Origin of the sequence: Microbacterium sp. 18062, assembly GCF_902706225.1 — a bacterium.
Classification (GTDB): Bacteria; Actinomycetota; Actinomycetes; order Actinomycetales; family Microbacteriaceae; genus Microbacterium.
This window is the reverse complement of sequence record NZ_CACSKB010000005.1, coordinates 104,606-125,428: the sequence shown is the minus strand read 5'-3', so window position 1 is coordinate 125,428 and position 20,823 is coordinate 104,606. Positions and strand designations below refer to the sequence as shown.

The 20,823-nt window shown below is 71.2% G+C and carries 22 protein-coding genes; 16 read left to right on the top strand and 6 right to left on the bottom strand.

Annotation, left to right across the window (positions count from 1 at the left end):
• Positions 1 to 311 precede the first annotated feature (311 nt).
• Complete coding sequence (locus GVL03_RS03530; protein WP_159499559.1) at positions 312 to 1,640, bottom strand: Cpe/LpqF family protein; 1,329 nt, start codon at positions 1,638 to 1,640, stop codon at positions 312 to 314.
• 139 nt (positions 1,641 to 1,779) lie between these two features.
• On the opposite strand from GVL03_RS03530, the gene miaB reads away from it, so the two are divergent.
• The 4 genes from miaB (at position 1,780) to dapF (ending at position 5,777) form a co-directional block, all read left to right on the top strand.
• Positions 1,780 to 3,330 carry a tRNA (N6-isopentenyl adenosine(37)-C2)-methylthiotransferase MiaB gene (gene miaB / locus GVL03_RS03525; RefSeq protein ID WP_159499557.1) on the top strand — a complete coding sequence of 517 codons (1,551 nt, stop codon included), beginning with the start codon at positions 1,780 to 1,782 and terminating at the stop codon, positions 3,328 to 3,330.
• A gap of 5 nt (positions 3,331 to 3,335) precedes the next feature.
• On the top strand, positions 3,336 to 4,247 hold the full coding sequence (miaA, locus tag GVL03_RS03520) for a tRNA (adenosine(37)-N6)-dimethylallyltransferase MiaA (RefSeq protein ID WP_159499555.1): 912 nt from the start codon (positions 3,336 to 3,338) through the stop codon (positions 4,245 to 4,247).
• Positions 4,244 to 4,669, top strand: coding sequence for a GNAT family acetyltransferase (locus GVL03_RS03515; RefSeq protein WP_159499553.1), 426 nt, complete (start codon positions 4,244 to 4,246; stop codon positions 4,667 to 4,669). The genes miaA and GVL03_RS03515 overlap by 4 nt, the downstream gene beginning before the upstream one ends.
• Positions 4,670 to 4,919: 250 nt before the next feature.
• Entirely contained in the window at positions 4,920 to 5,777 is an 858-nt protein-coding gene (dapF, locus tag GVL03_RS03510) for a diaminopimelate epimerase (RefSeq protein ID WP_159499551.1), read from the top strand.
• Between the two features lie 25 nt (positions 5,778 to 5,802).
• Here dapF and GVL03_RS03505 read toward each other — a convergent pair whose 3' ends face one another.
• Both GVL03_RS03505 and GVL03_RS03500 read right to left on the bottom strand, forming a co-directional pair.
• Positions 5,803 to 7,023: an MFS transporter gene (locus tag GVL03_RS03505; RefSeq protein WP_159499549.1), complete on the bottom strand. Its 1,221-nt coding sequence runs from the start codon at positions 7,021 to 7,023 to the stop codon at positions 5,803 to 5,805.
• Between the two features lie 70 nt (positions 7,024 to 7,093).
• Entirely contained in the window at positions 7,094 to 7,750 is a 657-nt protein-coding gene (locus GVL03_RS03500; RefSeq protein ID WP_159499547.1) for a class I SAM-dependent methyltransferase, read from the bottom strand.
• 76 nt (positions 7,751 to 7,826) lie between these two features.
• Between GVL03_RS03500 and hflX the strand changes: the two genes are divergently transcribed.
• Entirely contained in the window at positions 7,827 to 9,344 is a 1,518-nt protein-coding gene (gene hflX, locus GVL03_RS03495; RefSeq protein ID WP_159499545.1) for a GTPase HflX, read from the top strand.
• Positions 9,345 to 9,389: 45 nt separating this feature from the next.
• Here hflX and GVL03_RS03490 read toward each other — a convergent pair whose 3' ends face one another.
• On the bottom strand, positions 9,390 to 11,558 hold the full coding sequence (locus tag GVL03_RS03490) for a prolyl oligopeptidase family serine peptidase (RefSeq protein WP_159499543.1): 2,169 nt from the start codon (positions 11,556 to 11,558) through the stop codon (positions 9,390 to 9,392).
• Between the two features lie 27 nt (positions 11,559 to 11,585).
• Entirely contained in the window at positions 11,586 to 12,257 is a 672-nt protein-coding gene (gene lexA / locus GVL03_RS03485) for a transcriptional repressor LexA (protein ID WP_159499541.1), read from the bottom strand.
• Between the two features lie 268 nt (positions 12,258 to 12,525).
• Between lexA and GVL03_RS03480 the strand changes: the two genes are divergently transcribed.
• The 6 genes from GVL03_RS03480 to GVL03_RS03455 all read left to right on the top strand — a co-directional run bounded on the left by GVL03_RS03480 (position 12,526) and on the right by GVL03_RS03455 (position 16,984).
• Complete coding sequence (locus GVL03_RS03480) at positions 12,526 to 12,885, top strand: LysM peptidoglycan-binding domain-containing protein (RefSeq protein WP_159499539.1); 360 nt, start codon at positions 12,526 to 12,528, stop codon at positions 12,883 to 12,885.
• Positions 12,886 to 13,066: 181 nt separating this feature from the next.
• Positions 13,067 to 14,152 carry a histidinol-phosphate transaminase gene (locus GVL03_RS03475; protein ID WP_159499537.1) on the top strand — a complete coding sequence of 362 codons (1,086 nt, stop codon included), beginning with the start codon at positions 13,067 to 13,069 and terminating at the stop codon, positions 14,150 to 14,152.
• The gene (gene hisB / locus GVL03_RS03470; protein WP_159499535.1) at positions 14,149 to 14,766 is read left to right on the top strand and encodes an imidazoleglycerol-phosphate dehydratase HisB; all 618 of its coding nucleotides are present in this window, start codon (positions 14,149 to 14,151) and stop codon (positions 14,764 to 14,766) included. The genes GVL03_RS03475 and hisB overlap by 4 nt, the downstream gene beginning before the upstream one ends.
• Positions 14,763 to 15,407: an imidazole glycerol phosphate synthase subunit HisH gene (gene hisH / locus GVL03_RS03465; RefSeq protein WP_159499533.1), complete on the top strand. Its 645-nt coding sequence runs from the start codon at positions 14,763 to 14,765 to the stop codon at positions 15,405 to 15,407. The genes hisB and hisH overlap by 4 nt, the downstream gene beginning before the upstream one ends.
• 58 nt (positions 15,408 to 15,465) lie before the next feature.
• Positions 15,466 to 16,212 carry a bifunctional 1-(5-phosphoribosyl)-5-((5-phosphoribosylamino)methylideneamino)imidazole-4-carboxamide isomerase/phosphoribosylanthranilate isomerase PriA gene (gene priA / locus GVL03_RS03460; protein ID WP_159499531.1) on the top strand — a complete coding sequence of 249 codons (747 nt, stop codon included), beginning with the start codon at positions 15,466 to 15,468 and terminating at the stop codon, positions 16,210 to 16,212.
• Positions 16,196 to 16,984, top strand: coding sequence for an SseB family protein (locus GVL03_RS03455; protein ID WP_159499529.1), 789 nt, complete (start codon positions 16,196 to 16,198; stop codon positions 16,982 to 16,984). The genes priA and GVL03_RS03455 overlap by 17 nt, the downstream gene beginning before the upstream one ends.
• A 34-nt stretch (positions 16,985 to 17,018) precedes the next feature.
• Here GVL03_RS03455 and GVL03_RS03450 read toward each other — a convergent pair whose 3' ends face one another.
• On the bottom strand, positions 17,019 to 17,426 hold the full coding sequence (locus GVL03_RS03450) for a DUF1844 domain-containing protein (RefSeq protein ID WP_159499527.1): 408 nt from the start codon (positions 17,424 to 17,426) through the stop codon (positions 17,019 to 17,021).
• A gap of 197 nt (positions 17,427 to 17,623) precedes the next feature.
• Between GVL03_RS03450 and infC the strand changes: the two genes are divergently transcribed.
• From infC to GVL03_RS03425, 5 genes are all read left to right on the top strand, one after another.
• Positions 17,624 to 18,298, top strand: a complete 675-nt coding sequence (infC, locus tag GVL03_RS03445) for a translation initiation factor IF-3 (RefSeq protein ID WP_235038000.1) — start codon at positions 17,624 to 17,626, stop codon at positions 18,296 to 18,298.
• Between the two features lie 49 nt (positions 18,299 to 18,347).
• Positions 18,348 to 18,542 (top strand): 50S ribosomal protein L35, encoded by a 195-nt coding sequence (gene rpmI, locus GVL03_RS03440; protein WP_159499525.1) that lies wholly within the window; start codon positions 18,348 to 18,350, stop codon positions 18,540 to 18,542.
• A 27-nt stretch (positions 18,543 to 18,569) separates the two neighbouring features.
• Positions 18,570 to 18,956 (top strand): 50S ribosomal protein L20, encoded by a 387-nt coding sequence (gene rplT / locus GVL03_RS03435; RefSeq protein WP_159499523.1) that lies wholly within the window; start codon positions 18,570 to 18,572, stop codon positions 18,954 to 18,956.
• An 89-nt stretch (positions 18,957 to 19,045) separates the two neighbouring features.
• Positions 19,046 to 19,849, top strand: a complete 804-nt coding sequence (locus GVL03_RS03430) for an RNA methyltransferase (protein ID WP_159499521.1) — start codon at positions 19,046 to 19,048, stop codon at positions 19,847 to 19,849.
• 142 nt (positions 19,850 to 19,991) lie between these two features.
• Complete coding sequence (locus tag GVL03_RS03425; RefSeq protein WP_159499519.1) at positions 19,992 to 20,780, top strand: amino acid ABC transporter ATP-binding protein; 789 nt, start codon at positions 19,992 to 19,994, stop codon at positions 20,778 to 20,780.
• Positions 20,781 to 20,823 lie beyond the last annotated feature (43 nt).

Sequence of the window (20,823 nt, the reverse complement as noted above, 5' to 3'; positions counted from 1 at the left end):
CGCCAATCAGGGTCGTCAAGGCAGACTGGTTGTGGGTCATCGTGGGATCACTTCTTTGCTTCTTGCCGGAAACAACTGGGGCTCCCACGATGGCTCCTCTACGTCAACGACGACGAGAGCCCCGCGGCTGCATCCGTCGCGTGTCTCGCTCAAGCATCCGGATCACGCCGAAACCCTGCACACGTGAGACACCGACCCCCGGAACCACCCACACCCTCGACCCCGTGTCTCACTTGTGCAGCGGAAGACCCCGACCGACCTGCACAAGCGAGACACGGATCCGGGACGACCGCCGTCGGGAGACTCTCGGGTCAGGGGAGGAGCGTGTAGACGTCCTCCACGAGACCGAACAGCTCCGCCTGCGTCTCGCTCGTGATCGGGGAGTCCGGATCCGACGAGAGCACGACGACGGTCACGGCCGTCCCGTCCTCCGCCTGCGCCCGCCACGACCCGGCGAGCACGCCCGGGGAGGATCCACCTTTGAACGCGATCGTCGGCCACGCGGCGGCGTCCAGGGCGAGTCCCGGGTTCGCGGTGAGCGCCGTCGCGACGGCGTCGTCGGATGCCGCCCGCTCCGCGAGCGCGTCGTGCGCGGCGGCGATGTCCCGAGCGCTCGCGAACCACTCCAAGCCCTCTGGCCACCGGGGCTCGTCGTCGGCGTCGGCGACCGTCACCGTGAACGGACGCTCGGCGAGCTCTGCCAGCACCGCTCGCCGTTCCTGCTCATCGCCGTCGCCCCATGTCGCGACGAGGTCCTCGTCGTCGCCCCACAGCAGCGCGAAGAACTCGCGAGTCGTCGGGAACGGCGCGAGCAGGGACGGGGCGTGGTGGTCGAGCCGCGCCACGGCCGCCTCGACGGCGCCGCGACCGACATGGGCGATGAGCAGGTCGGTGGCGGTGTTGTCGCTGATCGCGATCATCTTCTCCGCGGCCTCGCGGACCGTCACGGTGGTGCCCGTGGGGGCGTCCTGCAGCTCTCCCGAGGGCAGGCTCCGGATGTCGTCGGTGATGGTCAACGGCGCGTCCCAGGCCGTTCGTCCGGCCGTGACGGCCTCGGCGACGGCGTCGAGCACGTACAGCTTGAACATCGAGCCGATGGGGGAGGCGGCATCCGCATCTCGCTCGATCACCGTCTCACCGTCCCTCAGCACCAGCGCGCGGGTCTCGCCGGGAAGCGCGGCGAGACGCTCCTCGACCTCGTCGAGGGATGCCGCCGGCTCGCGCTCGGGCGTGACCGGGCCGAGCAGCATGCCGGTGATCCTGTCGTCGTCGTCCACGACGAGCGACAGGTCGAACGGCTCGCCGATCGAGCCTTCGACGGTCACGACGGCCTCCGACTCGGTCCCGCGGTACGCGGTCGGCACCAGCGGGCGGGCGGGGCGGATCTGGACGTTGATCAGCTCGGCGACCTCGTCCGCGCTGACCTGCGCGGTGAAGTCCTCGTGGAGCCGGCCCTCCCACTGCTGGACCGTCGTGTCCCGGTCCGCGTTCATCACCTCGAGCACCCATGCGGCGGTGACCCCGACCCGGGTGTCGGGGATGGCCGCCTCGGTCGCCTCGGTCTCCGGGGCCGTCGTCGCGCACCCGGCCAGCAGCATCGCCACGGCGCCCAGCATCGCCAGTGCTCGTCCGCGTGTCATCCTCATCCCGCACCTTCCGCATGTCCTGTCCGTGTCTTCGACGCTATCGACGGTCGCATCCCTCCGCCTCCTCCCGCAGACGGATTCCGCGTCCGCCTGCGGCGCAGTCGGCCAGGTGGGAACGTAGAATGAGCGCATCATGACTGCCCCGTCCAGCGTGCCGACCCTCATCGCCCCGTCACCCGCCGCGCTCGCCGCCGACGGCCGCGCCCGCACCTACGAGGTGCGCACGTTCGGCTGCCAGATGAACGTGCACGACTCGGAGCGGCTTTCCGGCTCGCTCGAGAGCGCGGGATACGTCCGGGCCGAGCAGGGATCCGAGCCCGACGTCGTCGTGATCAACACCTGTGCGGTGCGTGAGAATGCCGCAGGCAAGCTCTACGGCACCCTCGGGCACCTGAAGTCCCGCAAGGACGTGCACGAGGGGATGCAGATCGCCGTCGGCGGATGTCTCGCGCAGATGGACAAGGACGCCGTGCTTGACAAGGCCCCGTGGGTCGACGTCGTCTTCGGCACGCACAACATGGGGTCGCTGCCGAGCCTGCTCGAGCGCGCCCGCCACAACGACGAGGCGGAGCTCGAGATCCTCGAGGCCCTCGACGTCTTCCCCTCGACGCTCCCGACCAAGCGCGACAGCGTCTACAGCGGGTGGGTCTCCATCTCGGTCGGCTGCAACAACACCTGTACCTTCTGCATCGTGCCGAGCCTGCGGGGCAAGGAGAAGGACCGCCGTCCCGGCGACATCCTGAGCGAGATCCGCCTGCTCGTCGACGACGGGGCGCTGGAGGTCACCCTGCTCGGCCAGAACGTGAACTCCTACGGCGTCGAGTTCGGCGACCGGCAGGCGTTCGGCAAGCTGCTGCGCGCGGCCGGCGAGATCGACGGCCTTGAGCGCATCCGCTTCACGAGCCCCCACCCGGCCGCCTTCACCGATGACGTCATCGACGCGATGGCCGAGACCCCCTCCGTCATGCCGCAGCTGCACATGCCGCTCCAGTCCGGGTCGGACCGGATCCTCAGGGCGATGCGTCGCTCGTACCGCAGCGAGCGGTTCCTCGGCATCCTCGAGCGCGTCCGCGATCGCATTCCGCACGCGGCGATCTCCACCGACATCATCGTCGGTTTCCCCGGCGAGACGGAAGAGGACTTCCAGGAGACCCTCCGCGTGGTCGAGGCCGCCCGCTTCGCGAGCGCGTTCACGTTCCAGTACTCGATCCGCGAGGGAACCCCCGCGGCGACCATGCCCGACCAGGTGCCCAAAGCGGTCGTGCAGGAGCGCTACGAGCGGCTCGTCGCCCTGCAGGAGCGCATCTCGATCGAGGAGAACCAGAAGCAGCTCGGCCGTGAGGCGCACGTGCTCGTATCGACCGGCGAGGGCAAGAAGGACGCCGAGACGCGGCGTCTCACGGGCCGCGCCGAAGACAACCGGCTCGTGCACTTCGAGGTGCCCGAGGGGTCGGAGATCCCCCGCCCGGGCGACATCGTGACGGTGCGGATCACCCATGCCGCACCGTTCCACCTGCTCGCCGATTCCACCGACGGCGCACCGCTCCGCGTGCGCCGCACGCGTTCGGGCGACGCGTGGGATCGCGCGCAGGCCGCGTCCTGCGGCGTTCCCGCACCGGCCGGTACGGGCGGAGCCCCGCGCGCGGTGTCGCTCGGGCTGCCCTCGCTCCGCCCCGTGGAGTGACCCGGATGCCTCGGCTCTGGGTCGTCGTCGGGGCCACGGGCACGGGCAAGACCGCGCTCTCGCTCGCGCTCGCCGAGCACCTCGCCGAGACGGGAACCCCCACCGAGATCGTCAACGCCGACGCCATGCAGCTCTATCGCGGCATGGACATCGGCACGGCGAAGCTTCCGTCCGCCGAGCGGCGCGGCATCCCTCACCACCTGCTCGATGTGCTCGAGGTCACCGCCGAGGCGGCCGTCGCCCGGTACCAGGCGGCCGCTCGGAGCGCCATCGCGCAGATCCATGGACGCGGCGCCGACGCCGTCCTGGTGGGCGGCTCGGGGCTCTACGTGTCGAGCGTGGTCTACGATTTCCGGTTCCCTCCGCGCGATGAGCGGCTTCGGGCGGAGCTCGAGGCCGAACTCGCCCGCTCCGGACCGGGCATGCTGTTCGCACGGTTGCGCGACGCGGATCCCTCGACGGCGGAGCGGATCGACCCCAAGAACGGCCGTCGGATCGTCCGCGCCCTCGAGATCCTCGGTCAGGGTCGCCAGACCCACGGAGCGGCGCTTCCGGAGCAGCCACGGTTCTGGCATCCCGACACCCGGCTCGTCGGCGTGCGCGTCGATCGTGCCGCGCTCGTCGAGCGTCTCGACGCGCGGGTGACGCGGATGTGGGACGACGGCCTCCTCGGCGAGGTGCGCAGGCTCCGCACGCACGGGCTCGACGACGGCGTCACCGCGCGCCGGGCCATCGGATACGCGCAGGCGCTCGCCGAGCTCGACGGCGAGCTGTCCCGCGACGACGCGATCGCGCAGACCCAGGCGCTCACCCGCCGCTACGCCCGTCGACAGGTCTCCTGGTTCACCCGCTACGAGGGGGTCTCCTGGGTTGCCCCGGGCACGGCGCCCGCCGAGCTCGTCGAGGCTCCGGCGTGAGCGTCCGCATCCGTGCGTTCGACCTCGCCGACACCGAGCAGGTCGTCTCGCTCTGGCGATCGGCCGGTCTCACGCGCCCGTGGAACGACCCATATCGCGACATCGAGCGGAAGCTCGCAGTGCAGCCCGAGCTCTTCCGCGTGGCGATCGACGGGGACGATGCGCTGGTGGGCACGGTGATGGGCGGCTACGACGGCCACCGCGGCTGGCTCTACTACCTCGCCACCGCCCAGACGCACCGCGGGCGCGGGATCGGTACCGCGCTCGTCGTGGACGTCGAGCGGATGCTGCTCGGGATGGGCTGCCCGAAGGTGCAGCTGATGGTGCGACCCGACAACGCGGGCGCACGAGGGTTCTACGCCGCGCAGGGATACGAGCCCTTCGACACGTGGGCGACCGGCAAGCGGCTCATTGGGGACTGAAGCGAGAATCCTCACGCCTCGTCTCGCTGCGCTCGCTCAGCGACCGGGCTTTCGCACCCCGCGGAGCGCCCCGTCAGGGGGCGCGGAGAAGCTGATCCGAAAGTCTTCGTCTTCGGTCCCTGAGCGAGGAGCACAGCTCCGAGACGAAGGGCAGCGACCGTACTCTCGCCATCCCACGGCGGGCCCCGCCAGAGGTCCTGAGAACGCGACCCGAGAACCCGCCCCGCCGACGCCCGCCTAGACTGGTTCCATGGCGCAGAGTGTTCCGTTCACGAAGGGACACGGCACGGGCAACGACTTCGTGATCGTGGCCGATGCCGACGGCGAGCTCGATCTCTCCGACGACCAGGTGGCTGCACTCTGTGACCGGCGCTTCGGCATCGGCGGGGACGGACTGCTGCGCGTCGTGCGCTCGCGTGCGCTCGCGGAGGGCGCGGACGCGGCCGCATCCGGCGCGGAGTGGTTCATGGACTACCGGAACGCCGACGGCTCGAAGGCCGAGATGTGCGGGAACGGAACCCGCGTGTTCGCCCGCTATCTGGTCGACGCCGGTCTCGCGGACATCGGGGGCGGCCTCGCGATCGGCACGCGTGCCGGCGTGAAGACGCTCACCCGCAGCGATCGCGGCTTCGAGGTGGATCTCGGAGCATGGCGCATCGAGGAGGGCGACGTGCTCGTGCGCGCGCACGGGCTGCAGGTGCCGCGTCCGGGGGCGGGCATCGACGTGGGCAACCCCCACGTGGTGGTCGCCCTGTCGTCGGACGCGGAGCTCGATGGGCTCGACCTGGCGCAGCGTCCGCTGCTCGACCCCGCGCCGCGGCACGGCGCGAACGTGGAGTTCGTCGTGCCCCGGGACCCGCTCGTGCAGGCCGGTGTCGGCGCGATCCGGATGCGCGTGTTCGAACGCGGCGTGGGGGAGACCCTCAGCTGCGGCACGGGTGTCGCCGCCGCAGCGCTGGCGGTGCGGCACTGGGCGGGGCCGGCCGCCCCCGACGAATGGACGGTCGAGGTCCCCGGCGGCACGCTCGGCGTGCGGATGCGGGACGGCCACGTGCTGCTCTCCGGTCCTGCGGCGCTCGTGTTCCACGGCGAGGTCGCCCTCGACTGACCGTCTCAGCGGTCCGCGCGCCTCGTCACCGGTGCCGCCGGGAGACGAGCGCCCCCGCGCCGCCGATGGCGAGAAGCACGACCGAGGCGCCCACGACGATCGTGAACCCGCCGGCCGCACCCGCGTGCTCGGCGAGCGGCCCCGCGATCGCCGCGCCCGCACCGATCCCGAGGACGACGCCGCTGGCGGTCAGGGTCATCAGGATGCCGGCGCGCCCCGCCTCGGCCAGGGAGCCCGCGACGCTGTAGATGGTCAACAGCAGCGGACCCTGGAACGCGCCCGCGACGAGCGCCGCGCCCACCACCCACGGCACCGTGGGCGCGCCCAGGAGGAAGACGGAACCGACGGTCATGCCCGCAGCGGCGATCGACCAGCGCGTCCAGCGGCCGATGCGGTCGGGCAGCAGCACCATCGAGACGGTGGTCACCGCCGAGCCGACGGCCATGACGGCGTAGAGGAGCGCCCCCGCGTCCGGGATCCCGGTACTCTCCGCGAAGGCGGTGAGGCTCGTCTGACTGCCGCCGAAGAAGATGCCCATCGCGACCATGCCGATGAAGGTGACGGCGATCAGCATCCGGCGGCCCGGACGCGGGCGGGGGAGTGCCGCGATCGCGTCCGCCGCCGGCCGGGTTCGGCGGGGCACGCGGCGGTGCGTCGCGTGCACGGCGAACTGGGTCGCGAAGACGGCGACGAGGGTCGCCGCGAGGACGACGGCGATCTGGGGCGAGACGAACGCTGCCGTCAACCCGACCAGCGCCGGGCCGAAGATGTACACCGTCTCATCGACGACGCCTTCGAACGCGAACGCCGCCGGGAGGTCTCCGGGGGCGATCGCGAGCCATCGTGCCCGCGAGAGGGCGCCGACCTGGGGGAGGCTCAGTCCGGCGAATCCCGCGAGCGCCACGGTCGCGGGGTCGGCGAGCACACCGGCTCCGAGGGTGAAGGCGACCAGCAGCGTCACGTGCACGACCACGCCGGTGAGCACCACGACGCGTTGGCCGAACCGGTCCGCGAGCGCGCCGGAGGCGGGAGCGCCGACGGCCTCGCCGAGCGCCGCCGCAGCAGAGGCGAACCCGCCCACGGCGAGGGAGCCGGTCGTCGACGTCGCGAGCGTCAGGATCGCCAACGGCACCATCGACATCGGCAGCCGGCCGAGGCTCGTGGCGACCAGGTAGCTCCAGCCGGCGAGGCGGGGGAGAGCGCGATAGGCGGAGACTCCGCGGGCAGCAGAGGTATCGGTGGACATGGTGCTCCCCTTCAGCGCGTCCCCCACCCGGATCGCGCCCTCAGCCCATGAACGTCGTGTTGCGAGAATATCAGCGCGCGGCGCCGCCGAGGTCAGAGGGGTTCGCGATCGAGGCGACGCCGTGGCGGCGCACCTTGATCACCCGGAAGCCGCGCGCCGTCGCCGCCCGGTGCACGCTGTAGCCCTGCGGGAAGGCGGCGCACAGCCAGCGCTGCAGCGAGTCGGAGCCGAGGTTGCGGGCGACGACCAGCCACGCGTCGGAACGTTCGTCGAGGCGAGGGATCCACCGTTCGAGCATGCCGTGCAGCTCGTTCTTGCCCACCCGGATCGGCGGGTTCGAGCGGATCGTGCGGAAGGCGACGTCGTCGGGAACATCGTCGGGCACGACCGCGTTGACATTCGTGAGACCGAGACTCTCCGCGTTCCGGCGCACGAGGTCGAGAGCTCGCTGATTCACGTCCACGGCCCACACGGTGGCGTGCGGCGACGTCAGGGCGAGAGACAGCGAGATCGGACCCCATCCGCAGCCGAGATCGAGGAAGTGGCCGCCGGACGGCGGCGACGGCGCATTGGCCAGCAGGACGGCGGTGCCCGCATCCAACCGGTCCGGGCTGAACACTCCGCCGGCGGTCACGACCTCGATGTCGTGGCCGGCAAGCGTCACACGGATCGTGCGGAGGTTCTCAGGACTGGCGGGCGACGCGGTGAAGTAGTGGTCACTCCCCATCCAGAGATCGTAGCGTTCCGGGCCCGCGCACGGGAAGCTAGAGTGAGCGGGCGCCACGGCGCCCCGAAAGGACTACATGAGCGACACCCCCCAGACGACCGACGACTCCCAGACCGACCCGGTCGAGCGGGTGCTGGCGCGCGCCGAGGCACGAGCGCACGTGCGCGGCAGCGGGCTCGGCGCCGCACAGGCGCTGCAGGACGTCGGCACCGCGTCGGATGCGGACGCCGACGGCGCGCAGTGGGACCGTGAGGAGCGCGCGGCGCTCCGTCGCGTCGCGGGCCTGTCGACCGAGCTCGAGGACGTCACCGAGGTCGAATACCGCCAGCTGCGGCTCGAGAACGTGGTGCTCGTCGGCGTGCACACCCAGGGCCACCAGGAGGACGCGGAGAACTCGTTGCGCGAGCTCGCTGCGCTCGCCGAGACTGCCGGCGCCGTCGTGCTCGACGGGGTCCTCCAGCGACGGCCCCATCCGGACCCCGCAACCTACGTCGGACGGGGCAAGGCCCAAGAGCTGCGGGACATCGTGGCCGCAGTCGGCGCCGACACGGTCATCGCCGACACCGAGCTCGCCCCCAGCCAGCGGCGTGCCCTCGAAGACGTGGTCAAGGTCAAGGTGATCGACCGCACGACCGTCATCCTCGACATCTTCAGCCAGCACGCGAAGAGCCGCGAGGGCAAGGCGCAGGTCGAGCTCGCCCAGCTCGAGTACCTCCTGCCCCGTCTGCGCGGATGGGGCGACTCGATGAGCCGCCAGGCCGGTGGACAGGTCGGCGCCGGCGGCGCCGGCATGGGCTCGCGCGGTCCCGGTGAGACGAAGATTGAGCTGGACCGTCGCCGCATCCGTACCCGGATGGCGCAGCTGCGCCGTCAGATCCGCGACTTCGGGCCCGCCCGCGATGCCAAGCGCGCCGAGCGGCGGCGGAACACGATCCCCGCCGTCGCGATCGCCGGCTACACGAACGCGGGCAAGTCGAGCCTGCTCAACCGCCTCACCCGCGCCGGCGTCCTCGTGGAGAACGCGCTCTTCGCGACCCTCGATGCGACCGTGCGCCGTTCGGTCACCGCCGACGGCCGGGTGTTCACCCTCACCGACACCGTCGGCTTCGTGCGCAACCTCCCTCACCAGCTCGTCGAGGCCTTCCGGTCGACGCTCGAGGAGGTCGGCGACGCCGACGTGATCGTGCACGTCGTCGACGGCTCGCACCCCGATCCGGCCGCGCAGCTCGCCACCGTCCGCGACGTGATCGGCGACGTCGGGGCTCGCGACACCCCCGAGATCGTCGTCTTCAACAAGGCCGATCTCATCGACCCGGACACCCGGCTCGTCCTGCGCGGGCTGGTGCCCTCGGCACTGTTCGTGTCCTCCCGCACCGGCGAGGGCATCGACGAGCTCCGCCGCGTGGTGGAGGAGGCCCTGCCGCTGCCCGCGGTGGAGCTGCACGCCCTCGTGCCGTACGACCGCGGCGACCTCGTGTCGGCCGTGCACGAGCACGGGATGATCCTGGCGGAGCGGCACGACGAGGACGGCACGGCCCTGCACGTGCGCGTGCCCGAGGCCCTCGCCGGCCGCCTCGCCCCGTTCGCGCGCTGACCGCAGCGATCCCGGTGGTCGCCGCGAACGGGACCGGCGCCGTGCTCAGGCGCCGTCGAGGGTCGGCAGCAGCACGTGGTACGTCCCGGGCTCGGCGCCGGCCGGAAGGCCCCTCGCGAGCGCCTCGGTGAACCCGTGCGACTCCAGCGTCTGTGCCCACGCGGGATCCGGGGCGCGGGCGAACAGGGGTCGGAGGGGTTCGCGGGCGACGATCGCGGCGAGATCGCGGTCCGCATCCGTCGTCGTGTCGCCGTCGATCGTGATCTCGCGGCCCACGGCTGTCGTCGCGACCGTCAGGGCGCCGACGGTGAGCTCGAGCGGTGGCACGTCCGGCGTCTCGAACCCGAACACCCGGCCGAGGAAGGCCACCTCGCTCTCGAGGGCGTGGATCGCGCTCTCGCGGCGGCGGAAGCCGTGTCCCTCGCCCTCGTAGAGCACATAGGCGTGCGGGACGCCCCGTGCGCGGAGCGCGTCGCGGATGGCCTCGGCCTGCGCCGGGGGAACGACCCGGTCCTCGTCACCCTGCAGGATCAGCAGGGGCACCCGGAACCGGTCGGCGCGGGTGAGCGGCGAGCGTTCGACGTAGATCGCCTCCGATTCCGGCAGCGGACCGATCAGGCCGTCGAGATAGCGGGCCTCGAAATCGTGGGTGTCGGCGGCGAGAGCACGTGCGTCGCCGACACCGTACCGCGAGACGCCCGCCGCGAACGTGCTGCTCCCCACGAGTGCGCCCAGCACCGTCCAGCCGCCCGCGGAGCCGCCCTCGATCGCCAGGCGATCGGGATCGGCGAGGCCGGCTGCGGCGAGTCCGGAGGCCGCCGCAGCCACGTCTTCCACGTCGACGACGCCCCACTGCCCGTTCAGCCGTTCCCGGTAGGCGCGGCCGTAGCCGGTCGAACCGCCGTAGTTGACGTCGAGCACGCCGATGCCCCGGCTCGTGAAGTACGCGATCTTCGCGGATGCGGAAGGGCCGACGTGGCTCGTCGGTCCGCCGTGCACCGAGATGAGATAGGGCGGGAGCTCGTCGTCGGGGCCGGAGGCGTCCGGGTGGGTCGGGGGATATGCGAACGCGTGCACCTGGCCGTGCGGTCCGTCGACGGTGACGGCACGGGGAGAGGGCACCCACTCCGCGCCCGCGACCTCGACCCCGCCGGCGACGAGCTCGGCGCGCTCCGGTGCGTCGACGTCGATGAGCCAGACGCCGAGCGCACGGGTCCGCCCCGCGGTCGTAAGCAGCGCACGCGTCCCCGACACGTCCTCGATGGATGTGGACGCGGCTGCCTCGATCCCGAGCGGGCGCGCCGATCCGCGCGCCGGATCGATCAGCACGACCTCGTCGGCGCCGTCCGTGCGCACGGCGAGGATGCGGCCGTCGGCGAGAGGCGCGAACCACCGGGTGCCCAGCACCCAGAGGGCGCCCCCGGTGTCGGCGTCGGCCGGGGCGACGTCCTCCTGGGTCGACGCCTCGTCGACCCGGACGCGGTGGAGGTTCCAGCGGCCGCTCGGATCGTCGGTGTAGAGCAGCGTCCGATCGTCGAGCCATACGGGCTGGAGCGCCGCCGTCGTGCCGCCCGCGATCTCGTTCCAGTCCTCGACCGAGCCGGCGTCGATGCGTCCCGCGCGCAGGCTCGTCCGGTCCCAGGGCATCGCCGGGTGATCCCACGCGATCCAGGCGAGCCGGGTGCCGTCGGGTGAGAGCGCGGGCTGTGCGAGGAAGTCGCTCCCGGCGACCAGCTCGACAGGGCCGCCGCCGTCCACGTCGATCTCCACGACGGCGCGTGCGGGCACCGCGTCGCCGGTGTCCTGCTCGCGGATCGCGAGCAGGTGCCCGTGCTGCCAGCTCAGACCGCCGTAGCGGACCCCGTCGAGCGGCGCGGTGAGGGCGACCGGCTCCGACCCCGGGACGAGCCGACGGATGCGCTGGTCCGCGCCGTCGACGAAGAACAGCACGCCGGCCTCGGATGCCGTCCATGCGCCCCCGCCGTACTCGTGGACGCGGGAGCGGGCACTCCACGGCGCCGGCAGCACGTCCTGCACGGAACCGTCCGCGCCCCGGCGTCGCACCGTCGTGCGTCCCGCCTCGGCGGGAACCCCCTCACCCCACCAGACCTCGTCGCCCACGAAGCGGGCACCGTCGAAGCGGGCGGACGCCGCGGTGACCTCGGCGGCGGTCAGGGGCGACGGCCATGAGCCGTAGGGCAGGGTGGTCTCCATCCCCCCACGCTACCGACCGTGCTCCGATCAGACGGCGCGCAGGATCGCCACGACCTTGCCCAGCACGACGGCCTCGTCGCCGAGGATCGGCTCGAACGCCGAGTTGCGGGGGAGCAGCCAGGTGTGGCCGTCGCGGCGCCGGAACGTCTTGACCGTCGCCTCGTCGTCGAGCATCGCCGCGACGATGTCGCCGTTGTCGGCGGTCGGCTGGGACCGCACGACAACCCAGTCGCCGTCGCAGATGGCGGCGTCGATCATCGACTCGCCGCTCACTTTCAGCATGAACAGGTCGCCCTTGCCCACCAGCTGGCGAGGCAGCGGGAAGATCTCCTCGACGTGCTGGTCGGCGGTGATGGGCACGCCCGCCGCGATCCTGCCGACGAGCGGGACCATGGCGGCGTCGCCGACGGCGGGGGCGGAATCGGCGGGATTCTCGGCGGCGGTCCCGGGCAGGTCGATGAGGACCTCCATGGCGCGGGTCTTGCCGGGGTCGCGGCGGAGATACCCGCTCAGCTCCAGCTGGCCCAGCTGGTGGGTGACGCTCGAGAGTGACTTGAGCCCGACCGCGTCGCCGATCTCGCGCATGCTCGGCGGATAGCCGTGCTGCGCGATCGATCGCTGGATCACCTCGAGGATGGCGAGCTGCTTGTCGCTGAGGCTCTTCCGCCGGCGCGTCTGCGGCTTCTCGCGTGCGGTCATGGTCACTCGCTCCCGTCCCGGCGGCTCCGACGGATTCGAATGTCGGAGGTTGGTGATGTCGTCGTCGTATCGAAACCGTATCCGGGTTGCGAGCGCGAGGACATCAGCCTGCGGGCGTGTCGTCTTCGAACGTCGAGATCCGAATCAGGTTCTTGACACACCAGTCTATCGAAGATAGCTTCGGAAGAGAGATTCGTATCCGGCCCTCCGGCCCGAGAGTCGGATGCGAATCTCTCAACGTCGGCTCTTCACGTCGGAAGGACACGTCATGACCACGATCGAGCCCGCACCCGCCCGCCCCGTCGTCACGCGGCTGCGGATGACCCCTCGGGGCCGACGCGTCCTCGCGGTGCTGGTGGCTCTTCCGCTCGTGGTCGCCCTCGGGTTCGGTGTGCTGAGCGGCGGCTCCGCCCTCGCCTCCCGTACCGACAGCGCCCCGGCGGGCACGTTCGAGACCGTGACGGTGCTCGCCGGCGAGTCGCTCTGGACGATCGCGGAGGAGATCGCTCCGGCAGCTGACCCGCGCGACGTCGTCGACGAGATCGTGCGACTGAACGCGCTCGAGGGCGCGACGGTGCACGCCGGTCAGCGGCTCGCCGTGCCGGCCTCGTACAGCCTCGGCGGCTGACTTGAAAGTCTCCTCTCTCGGTCCCCTGAGCGACGAGACGAAGGGCAGCGACCTGGCTTTCGCATCCTTCGTCGATCGTCAGCGACCCCGTCCGCTGACCCGCGGCCCACGTTGTTCCGCGGAAGGGCTGCAGGATGCTCCTCCGCAGAGCGGGAAGGCCATCCGCTCTACGATGTATCGCGTGACCCTCAGCTTCGAAGACCTGCCGATTCGCGACGATCTGCGCGGCATGACGCCGTACGGCGCGCCGCAGGCACCGCTTCCGGTCGCTCTGAACGTCAACGAGAACACCCACCCGGTCCCGGACGAGGTGGCTGGCGACATCCTCGACGCGATCGCGCTCGCGCTGCGCGACGTGAACCGCTATCCCGACCGGGAGTTCACCCCGCTCCGCGAGGCCTTCGCCGGCTACCTCGGCGCGGGTCTGCAACGAGAACAGATCTGGGCGGCGAACGGGTCGAACGAAGTGCTGCAGCACCTCCTGCAGGCGTTCGCGGGCCCGGGCCGTCGCGCTCTCGGGTTCGCCCCGACCTACTCGATGTACCCGCTCCTGACCCGCGCGACGGGCGCGCAATGGCAGGCCGGCACCCGAGAGGACGACTACTCCCTCTCGCCGGAGTCGGCCGCGGCCCAGGTGGCTGACGCCGCTCCCGATGTCGTGTTCCTGTGCGCGCCGAACAACCCGACCGGCACCCCCCTCCCGCTCGAGGTCGTCCGGGCCGTGTACGAGGCGTCGCGCGGCATCGTGATCGTCGACGAGGCCTACCAGGAGTTCGCCCCCCGCGACATCCCGTCCGCCGTGACGCTGCTCCCCGGTCGCGAGCGTCTGGTCGTGTCGCGCACCATGAGCAAGGCGTTCGCCTTCGCCGGCGCGCGCGTCGGCTACCTCGCCGCCGATCCCGCGGTCATCGATGCGTTGCGCCTGGTACGGCTGCCCTATCACCTGAGCGCCCTCACCCAGGCAGCCGCCACGGCCGCTCTCGGCCACGCGTCGACGATGCTGAGCATGGTCGACGAGATCGTGGGGCAGCGCGACCGGATCTCCGCGACCCTCGAGGCGCTCGGCTACCGTCCGCACGAGTCGTGGACCAACTTCGTGCTGTTCGGGGGGGTCGACGACCCCGCCGAGACCTGGCGCCGTCTGTACGACCGAGGCGTCCTCATCCGCGATGTCGGCATTCCGCACCACCTGCGGGTCACGGCCGGCACCGAGGCCGAGTCGACCGCATTCCTCGAGGCGCTCGCGTCGATAGACTCGGAGGCATGAGCACGGAGTCCGTCACGCACCGCACCGCCGAGCTGCGCCGCGCCACGAGCGAGTCGTCCGTAGAGCTGTCCCTGGACCTGGACGGCACCGGCGCCAGTTCCATCGAGACCACGGTGCCGTTCTTCGACCACCTGCTGACGGCGTTCGCGAAGCACTCGCTCACCGACCTCACCGTGCGCGCCACCGGCGACACGCACATCGACGCCCACCACACGGTGGAGGACGTCGCGATCGTGCTCGGCCAGGCGATCCGTCAGGCGCTCGGAGACAAGTCCGGTATCTCGCGCTACGGCGACGCCCTCGTGCCGCTCGACGAGGCCCTGGCGCAGGCCGTCGTCGACATCAGCGGCCGGCCGTACCTCGTGCACGCGGGAGAGCCGGTCGGATACGAGTTCCACCTCATCGGCGGGCACTTCACCGGCTCGCTCGTGCGCCACGTCTTCGAGGCGATCAGTGTCAACGCGGGCCTCACCGTGCACGTGCGCGTGCTGGAGGGACGCGACCCGCACCACATCGCCGAGGCCGAGTTCAAGGCGTTCGCCCGTGCGTTCCGTCAGGCCAAGTCCCGCGATCCGCTCGTGCAGGGCATCCCCAGCACGAAGGGCGCTCTGTGAGCTCGACGCCCGTCGTCGCCGTCCTCGACTACGGGTCGGGCAACGTCCACTCGGCGGTGAAGGCTCTCATCGCCGCGGGAGCGGATGCGCGGCTCACCGCCGATCGTGGTGAGATCCTCGACGCCGACGGGCTGGTCGTGCCCGGCGTCGGAGCGTTCCGCGCGGTCGCGGACGCCCTGCGCGAGAGCCGCGGCGACGAGCTGATCGACCGGCGCCTCGCCGGCGGGCGCCCGGTGCTCGGGATCTGTGTGGGGATGCAGGTGCTGTTCGAGCGCGGCGTCGAGCGGGGAGTCGACACCGAGGGTCTCGGGGAGTGGCCGGGCACGGTCACCGAGCTGGATGCGCCGGTCCTGCCGCACATGGGCTGGAACACGGTCGATGCGGCTCCCGGCTCCCGGCTGTTCGAGGGCATCGAGCAGGAGCGGTTCTACTTCGTCCACTCCTTCGGCGCTCAGCACTGGACGCTCGAGACGCAGCACCCGTTCCCGGCACCGCGGCTGACGTGGTGCACGTACGGCGCGCCGTTCCTCGCCGCCGTCGAGAACGGACCGCTCTCGGCGACCCAGTTCCACCCCGAGAAGTCGGGGACGGCGGGCATCCGTCTTCTCGCCAATTGGATCGGCACGCTGCGGGCAGACTAATGTCTTACCTCGTGTCGCATGCCGGGGACGCGCCCCGAGCGAGAGCGCACGAGGAGCCATGAACGATTTCGCGTCAACCCCCGAACTGATCCTCCTCCCGGCCGTCGACGTCGCCGAGGGCAAGGCCGTCCGCCTCACCCAGGGAGAGGCCGGCAGCGAGACGAGCTACGGAGACCCCATCGATGCGGCGGTCGAGTGGGCACGTCAGGGCGCGCAGTGGATCCACCTCGTCGATCTCGACGCCGCCTTCGGGCGCGGCAGCAACGCGGGCGTGCTGCGCCGGGTGATCAAGCAGGTCAAGGGCGTGCAGGTGGAGCTCTCCGGCGGCATCCGCGACGACGCGAGCCTCGATGCCGCGCTCGAGTCGGGGGCCACCCGCATCAACCTCGGCACCGCAGCGCTCGAGAACCCTGAGTGGGCCGCCGACGTCATCGGACGCTACGGCGACGCCGTGGCGGTGGGGCTCGACGTGCGGGGAACGACGCTCGCCGCACGCGGATGGACCCGCGAGGGCGGAGACCTCTGGGCGGTGCTGGACCGTCTCGAGGACGCCGGATGCAGCCGATACGTCGTCACCGACGTCACGAAGGACGGCACGCTGCGCGGGCCCAACGTGGAGCTGCTCCGCGAGGTGACGACGCGCACGCCGAAGCCGGTCGTCGCGTCGGGGGGGATCTCGAGCCTCGACGACATCGCGGCCCTGCGGGACCTCGTGCCGCTCGGCGTCGAGGGCGCCATCGTGGGCAAGGCACTGTACGCGGGGGCGTTCACCCTCGCCGAGGCGCTGGATGTCGCCGGAGGCTGACGGTCACTCCTGCGACGTGCCGGGAGACTCAGCCGGCGTCCCCTGGGAGGGACGCCGCTTCGAGCCGAACCCGCACGCGGGCGACGACGGCTCGGCCGACCCGCGCCTGCTCGCCGCGCTGACGGCGTTCCGCGACGGCGACGGCGACCAGGCCGCGATCGTCGACGCCTACCGCGATGCTCGCCTGCTGATCCCGCTCGTCGCGGAGAAGGGCGACGAGGGAGTGGGCCCGACGGGACTCGTGGTCGACAAGACGCAGGAGCTGTCCATCGTGACGGTCGCCGCCCCCGATGGCCGGCGTGTGCTGCCGGTGTTCACGTCGGTCGAGACCCTGCGCCGCTGGGATCCGCTCGCGCGTCCGGTGCCCGCCGACGGGCGCCGGACGGCGCTGGCCGCCGCCCACGACGACACCGACCTGATCGTGGTCGACCCGGTCTCCGAGACCGAGTTCGTCCTGCGTCGCCCCGCGGTCTGGGCGATCGGTCAGGACGAGCCGTGGGAGCCGAGCTTCGTCTCGCCCGAGGTGTTCCGCGGTCTCCACGAGAGCATCGGGGGAGAGCTGGCCGTCCTCGACCTCGAGGTCGAGTCGGGCGACCCGACGGGCCGGCTCCGCGGCCCCGAGCTCGTCGTCAGGCTGCACCTCATCGAGGGTCTCGAGAAGGCCGAGCTCGACGCGGTGCTGGCGCGTCTGGCCGCCCGGTGGTCCACGGACGACCGCATCGCCGTGCTGGTGGACTCCCTCACGGTGAAGCTGGTCCGCTCCGCCCTCTGATCGCGTTACCTCGCGCGGGTTGGAGGGGCGGGACTCAGGTGACGGGACCGGTCCACTTCTCGCCGGGCCCCTTGCCGATCTCGTCGGGGATGAGGGATGCCTCGCGGAACGCGAGCTGGACCGAGCGCAGGCCGTCGCGCAGCGAACGGGCGTGCATGTCGCTGATCTCGGGAGCGGCGGCCGTCACGAGCCCGGCGAGGGCGTTGATGAGCTTGCGGGCCTCGTCGAGGTCGGTCTGCTGCTGCGGGTCGTCGGCGAGACCGGTCTTCACGGCGGCCGCCGAGAGCAGGTGCACGGCCGTGGTGGTGATCACCTCGACGGCGGGCACGTCCGCGATGTCCCGCGTGGCCTCGGATGCGGCACGCTCCTGCGCCGCCCACCGCTCCTCGCGTGTGACGCGCTGCTCGTCGAGGTCGGCCTGGTCGTCATGAATCGAGTCCACGGTGCACTTTCTGCTAGAGTGGGCGAGCACCGGAGCGTCTGCTCCGATCGAAAGAGGATCACATCCCACCCGCGCTTGCCGCTCCAGGCTACCGGGTCATCGCACTCCGCCCCCTCGTGAGGGGGTCGACAGGGTGCGGGAATGCCGGCGTTCGTCGCGTCGTGCCGGGTGGCGTGGTCCCCTTCCGCCCGAGATGCGTGCCCGCATCCCGGTGGCGCCCCGTCACGTCAGAGGAGTTCCGCATCAGCGATCCCCGCACCAACGACCGCATCCGCGTCCCCGAGGTCCGCCTCGTCGGTCCCGCAGGAGAGCAGGTCGGCGTCGTCCGCATCGAGGTGGCGCTGCGCCTGGCTCAGGAGGCCGACCTCGATCTCGTCGAGGTGGCCCCGAACTCGAAGCCCCCCGTGGTCAAGATCATGGACTACGGCAAGTTCAAGTACGAAGCTGCGCAGAAGGCCAAGGAAGCGCGTCGCAATCAGGCGAACACCGTCCTGAAGGAAGTCCGGTTCCGGCTGAAGATCGAGGCCCACGACTACACGACCAAGCTCAAGCGCGCCGAGGGCTTCCTGCAGGCGGGTGACAAGGTCAAGGCCATGATCCTCTTCCGCGGTCGCGAGCAGTCGCGTCCGGAACAGGGCGTGCGGCTTCTGCGCAAGTTCGCCGAGGACGTCGCCGAGCTCGGCACGGTCGAGTCGAACCCCACGATCGACGGTCGCAACATGGTCATGGTGATCGCCCCGCACAAGAACAAGTCCGAGGCGAAGGCAGAGCAGAACGCGCAGCGCGCGGCGAACAAGGAGGCCGCCCGCCAGGCGCGGACCGGCTCCGACGACGAGACCGTCGACTCCGCGCCCGCAACCACAGCCGAATAAGGCTTCACAGACTCCCGCTCCGGCGGGATGCACAACGAAGGAAGAGAACATGCCGAAGCAGAAGACCCACTCGGGTGCCAAGAAGCGCTTCAAGCTGACCGGGAGCGGCAAGCTCATGAAGCAGCAGGCCGGAATGCGCCACAACCTCGAGGGCAAGTCGAGCCGTCGCACCCGTCGCCTCAACCAGGAGCAGGTCCTGGCCCCGGGCGACGCCAAGGTCGCCAAGAAGCTCCTCGGTCTCTGAGCCGACGCACGTTAGGTAGGAAGAGAAATGGCTAGAGTCAAGCGGGCCGTCAACGCCCAGAAGAAGCGTCGCGTCATCCTCGAGCGCGCATCCGGTTACCGCGGACAGCGTTCGCGCCTGTACCGCAAGGCGAAGGAGCAGGTCACCCACTCGCTCGTCTACGCGTACCGTGACCGCCGCAAGCGCAAGGGCGACTTCCGTCGCCTCTGGATCCAGCGCATCAACGCGGCTGCCCGGGCGAACGGCATCACGTACAACCGCTTCATCCAGGGGCTGGGGCTTGCCGGCGTGCAGGTCGACCGTCGTATCCTCGCGGAGCTCGCGGTCAAGGAGCCGGCGACGTTCGCATCGCTGGTGGCCACCGCGAAGGCGGCCCTCCCCGCCGATGTGAACGCGGCGAAGGTCTCGGCGTAGTCCGCCACCGCGCACCCGAAGGGGCGTCCTCCATCCGGAGGGCGCCCCTTCGTCGTCGGTGCGGGCAGCGTCGCCCCTAGACTGATCAGGTGCTGGAGAACCCCCGGTCGCCCCGCGTGCGGGCCGTCGCCAAACTCGCCAAACGCAGCGCTCGCGAAGAGACGGGACTGTTCCTCCTCGAGGGACCCCAAGCCGTCCGCGAGGCGATCGCCTGCCGGCCCGAGGCGATCGTGGACCTCTTCGTCACGCCGACCGCCATCGAGCGGCACGCCGACCTCCGCGAGGGGGCGGCGGCGGTAGGCGTCGAGGTCGTCTTCGCCTCGGAGCACGTCATCGAGGCGATGGCCGACACCGTGACCCCGCAGGGGATCATCGCGGTCGCCCGCCAGTTCCCGACGTCGCTGCGGGACGTGCTGGCCGAGGCCCCCCGTCTCATCGCGATCTGCGAGGAGGTGCGCGATCCCGGCAACCTCGGCACCATCATTCGGGCGGCGGATGCGGCCGGCGCCGACGCCGTCGTCCTCACCGGTCGCACGGTCGACCCGTACAACCCGAAGGTCGTGCGGGCGACCACCGGGTCGCTCTTCCACATCCCGATCTCGCGCGGTGGCGAGCTGGAAGGCGCCGTGTCCGCCATCCGCGGCGCGGGACTGCGTGTGGTCGCGGCCGACGTGAAGGGCGAGGACCTGCTCTCGGCGCGGGCTGCGGGGGAGCTCGCGCTGCCCACCGCCTGGCTCTTCGGCAACGAGGCCCGCGGTCTCGAAGAGGGAGCGCTCGCGCTCGCCGACGCGGCGCTGCGCCTGCCGATCTACGGCAGCGCCGAGTCGCTGAACCTCGCGACCGCCGCGAGCGTCTGCCTCTACGAGTCCGCCTTCGCGCAGCGCAGCGTGTGAGGGTCGTCCGCGCGTGCGGGCACTCGAACACGGGGCGTTCGTGCCCTCCTCGAACGTTAAGAGCCCTCCTCGAACGTTAAGAGTTCGTAACGGTTGACAGCAGGAGCAGGGGCGGGACTCGGCCCGTTCGTAACCTGTGGGGATGACGCCCACAGATCCCGCACCGCCGACGTCCAACATCAGCGTCCGCCGCGGCGATCCTCTCGTCGTCGTCGCGAACGTGCAGAAGCACTACGGCGACTTCCAGGCGCTCACCGACATCGACCTCACCGTCAACCGCGGCGAGGTGGTCGTCGTGATCGGGCCCTCCGGCTCCGGCAAGTCGACCCTCTGCCGCACGATCAACCGGCTCGAGACGATCACGAGCGGGACCATCGAGATCGACGGCAAGGAGCTCCCGAAGGAGGGCAAGGCGCTGGCCGCTCTCCGCGCGGACGTCGGCATGGTCTTCCAGTCGTTCAACCTGTTCGCGCACCTGACCATCCTCGACAACGTGACGCTCGGACCGATCAAGGTCAAGGGCATGAAGAAGAAGGATGCGGAGGCGCTCGCGAAGACCCTGCTCGACCGCGTCGGCGTGGGCCATCAGGCCTCGAAGCTTCCCGCGCAGCTCTCGGGGGGTCAGCAGCAGCGCGTCGCGATCGCGCGCGCACTCGCGATGCAGCCGAAGGTCATGCTGTTCGACGAGCCGACGAGCGCCCTCGACCCCGAGATGATCAACGAGGTGCTCGACGTCATGGTCGGCCTCGCGCAGGACGGCATGACGATGATCGTGGTGACCCACGAGATGGGCTTCGCGCGCAAGGCAGCCGACCGGGTGGTGTTCATGGCCGACGGCCTCATCGTCGAGGAGGCCACCCCGGAGGAGTTCTTCACCGCGCCCAAGAGCGACCGCGCGAAGGACTTCCTCTCGAAGCTCCTGACGCACTGAGACCCCGCGCCCTGCACCGGCGCGGCGGAGAGAAAAAGATACG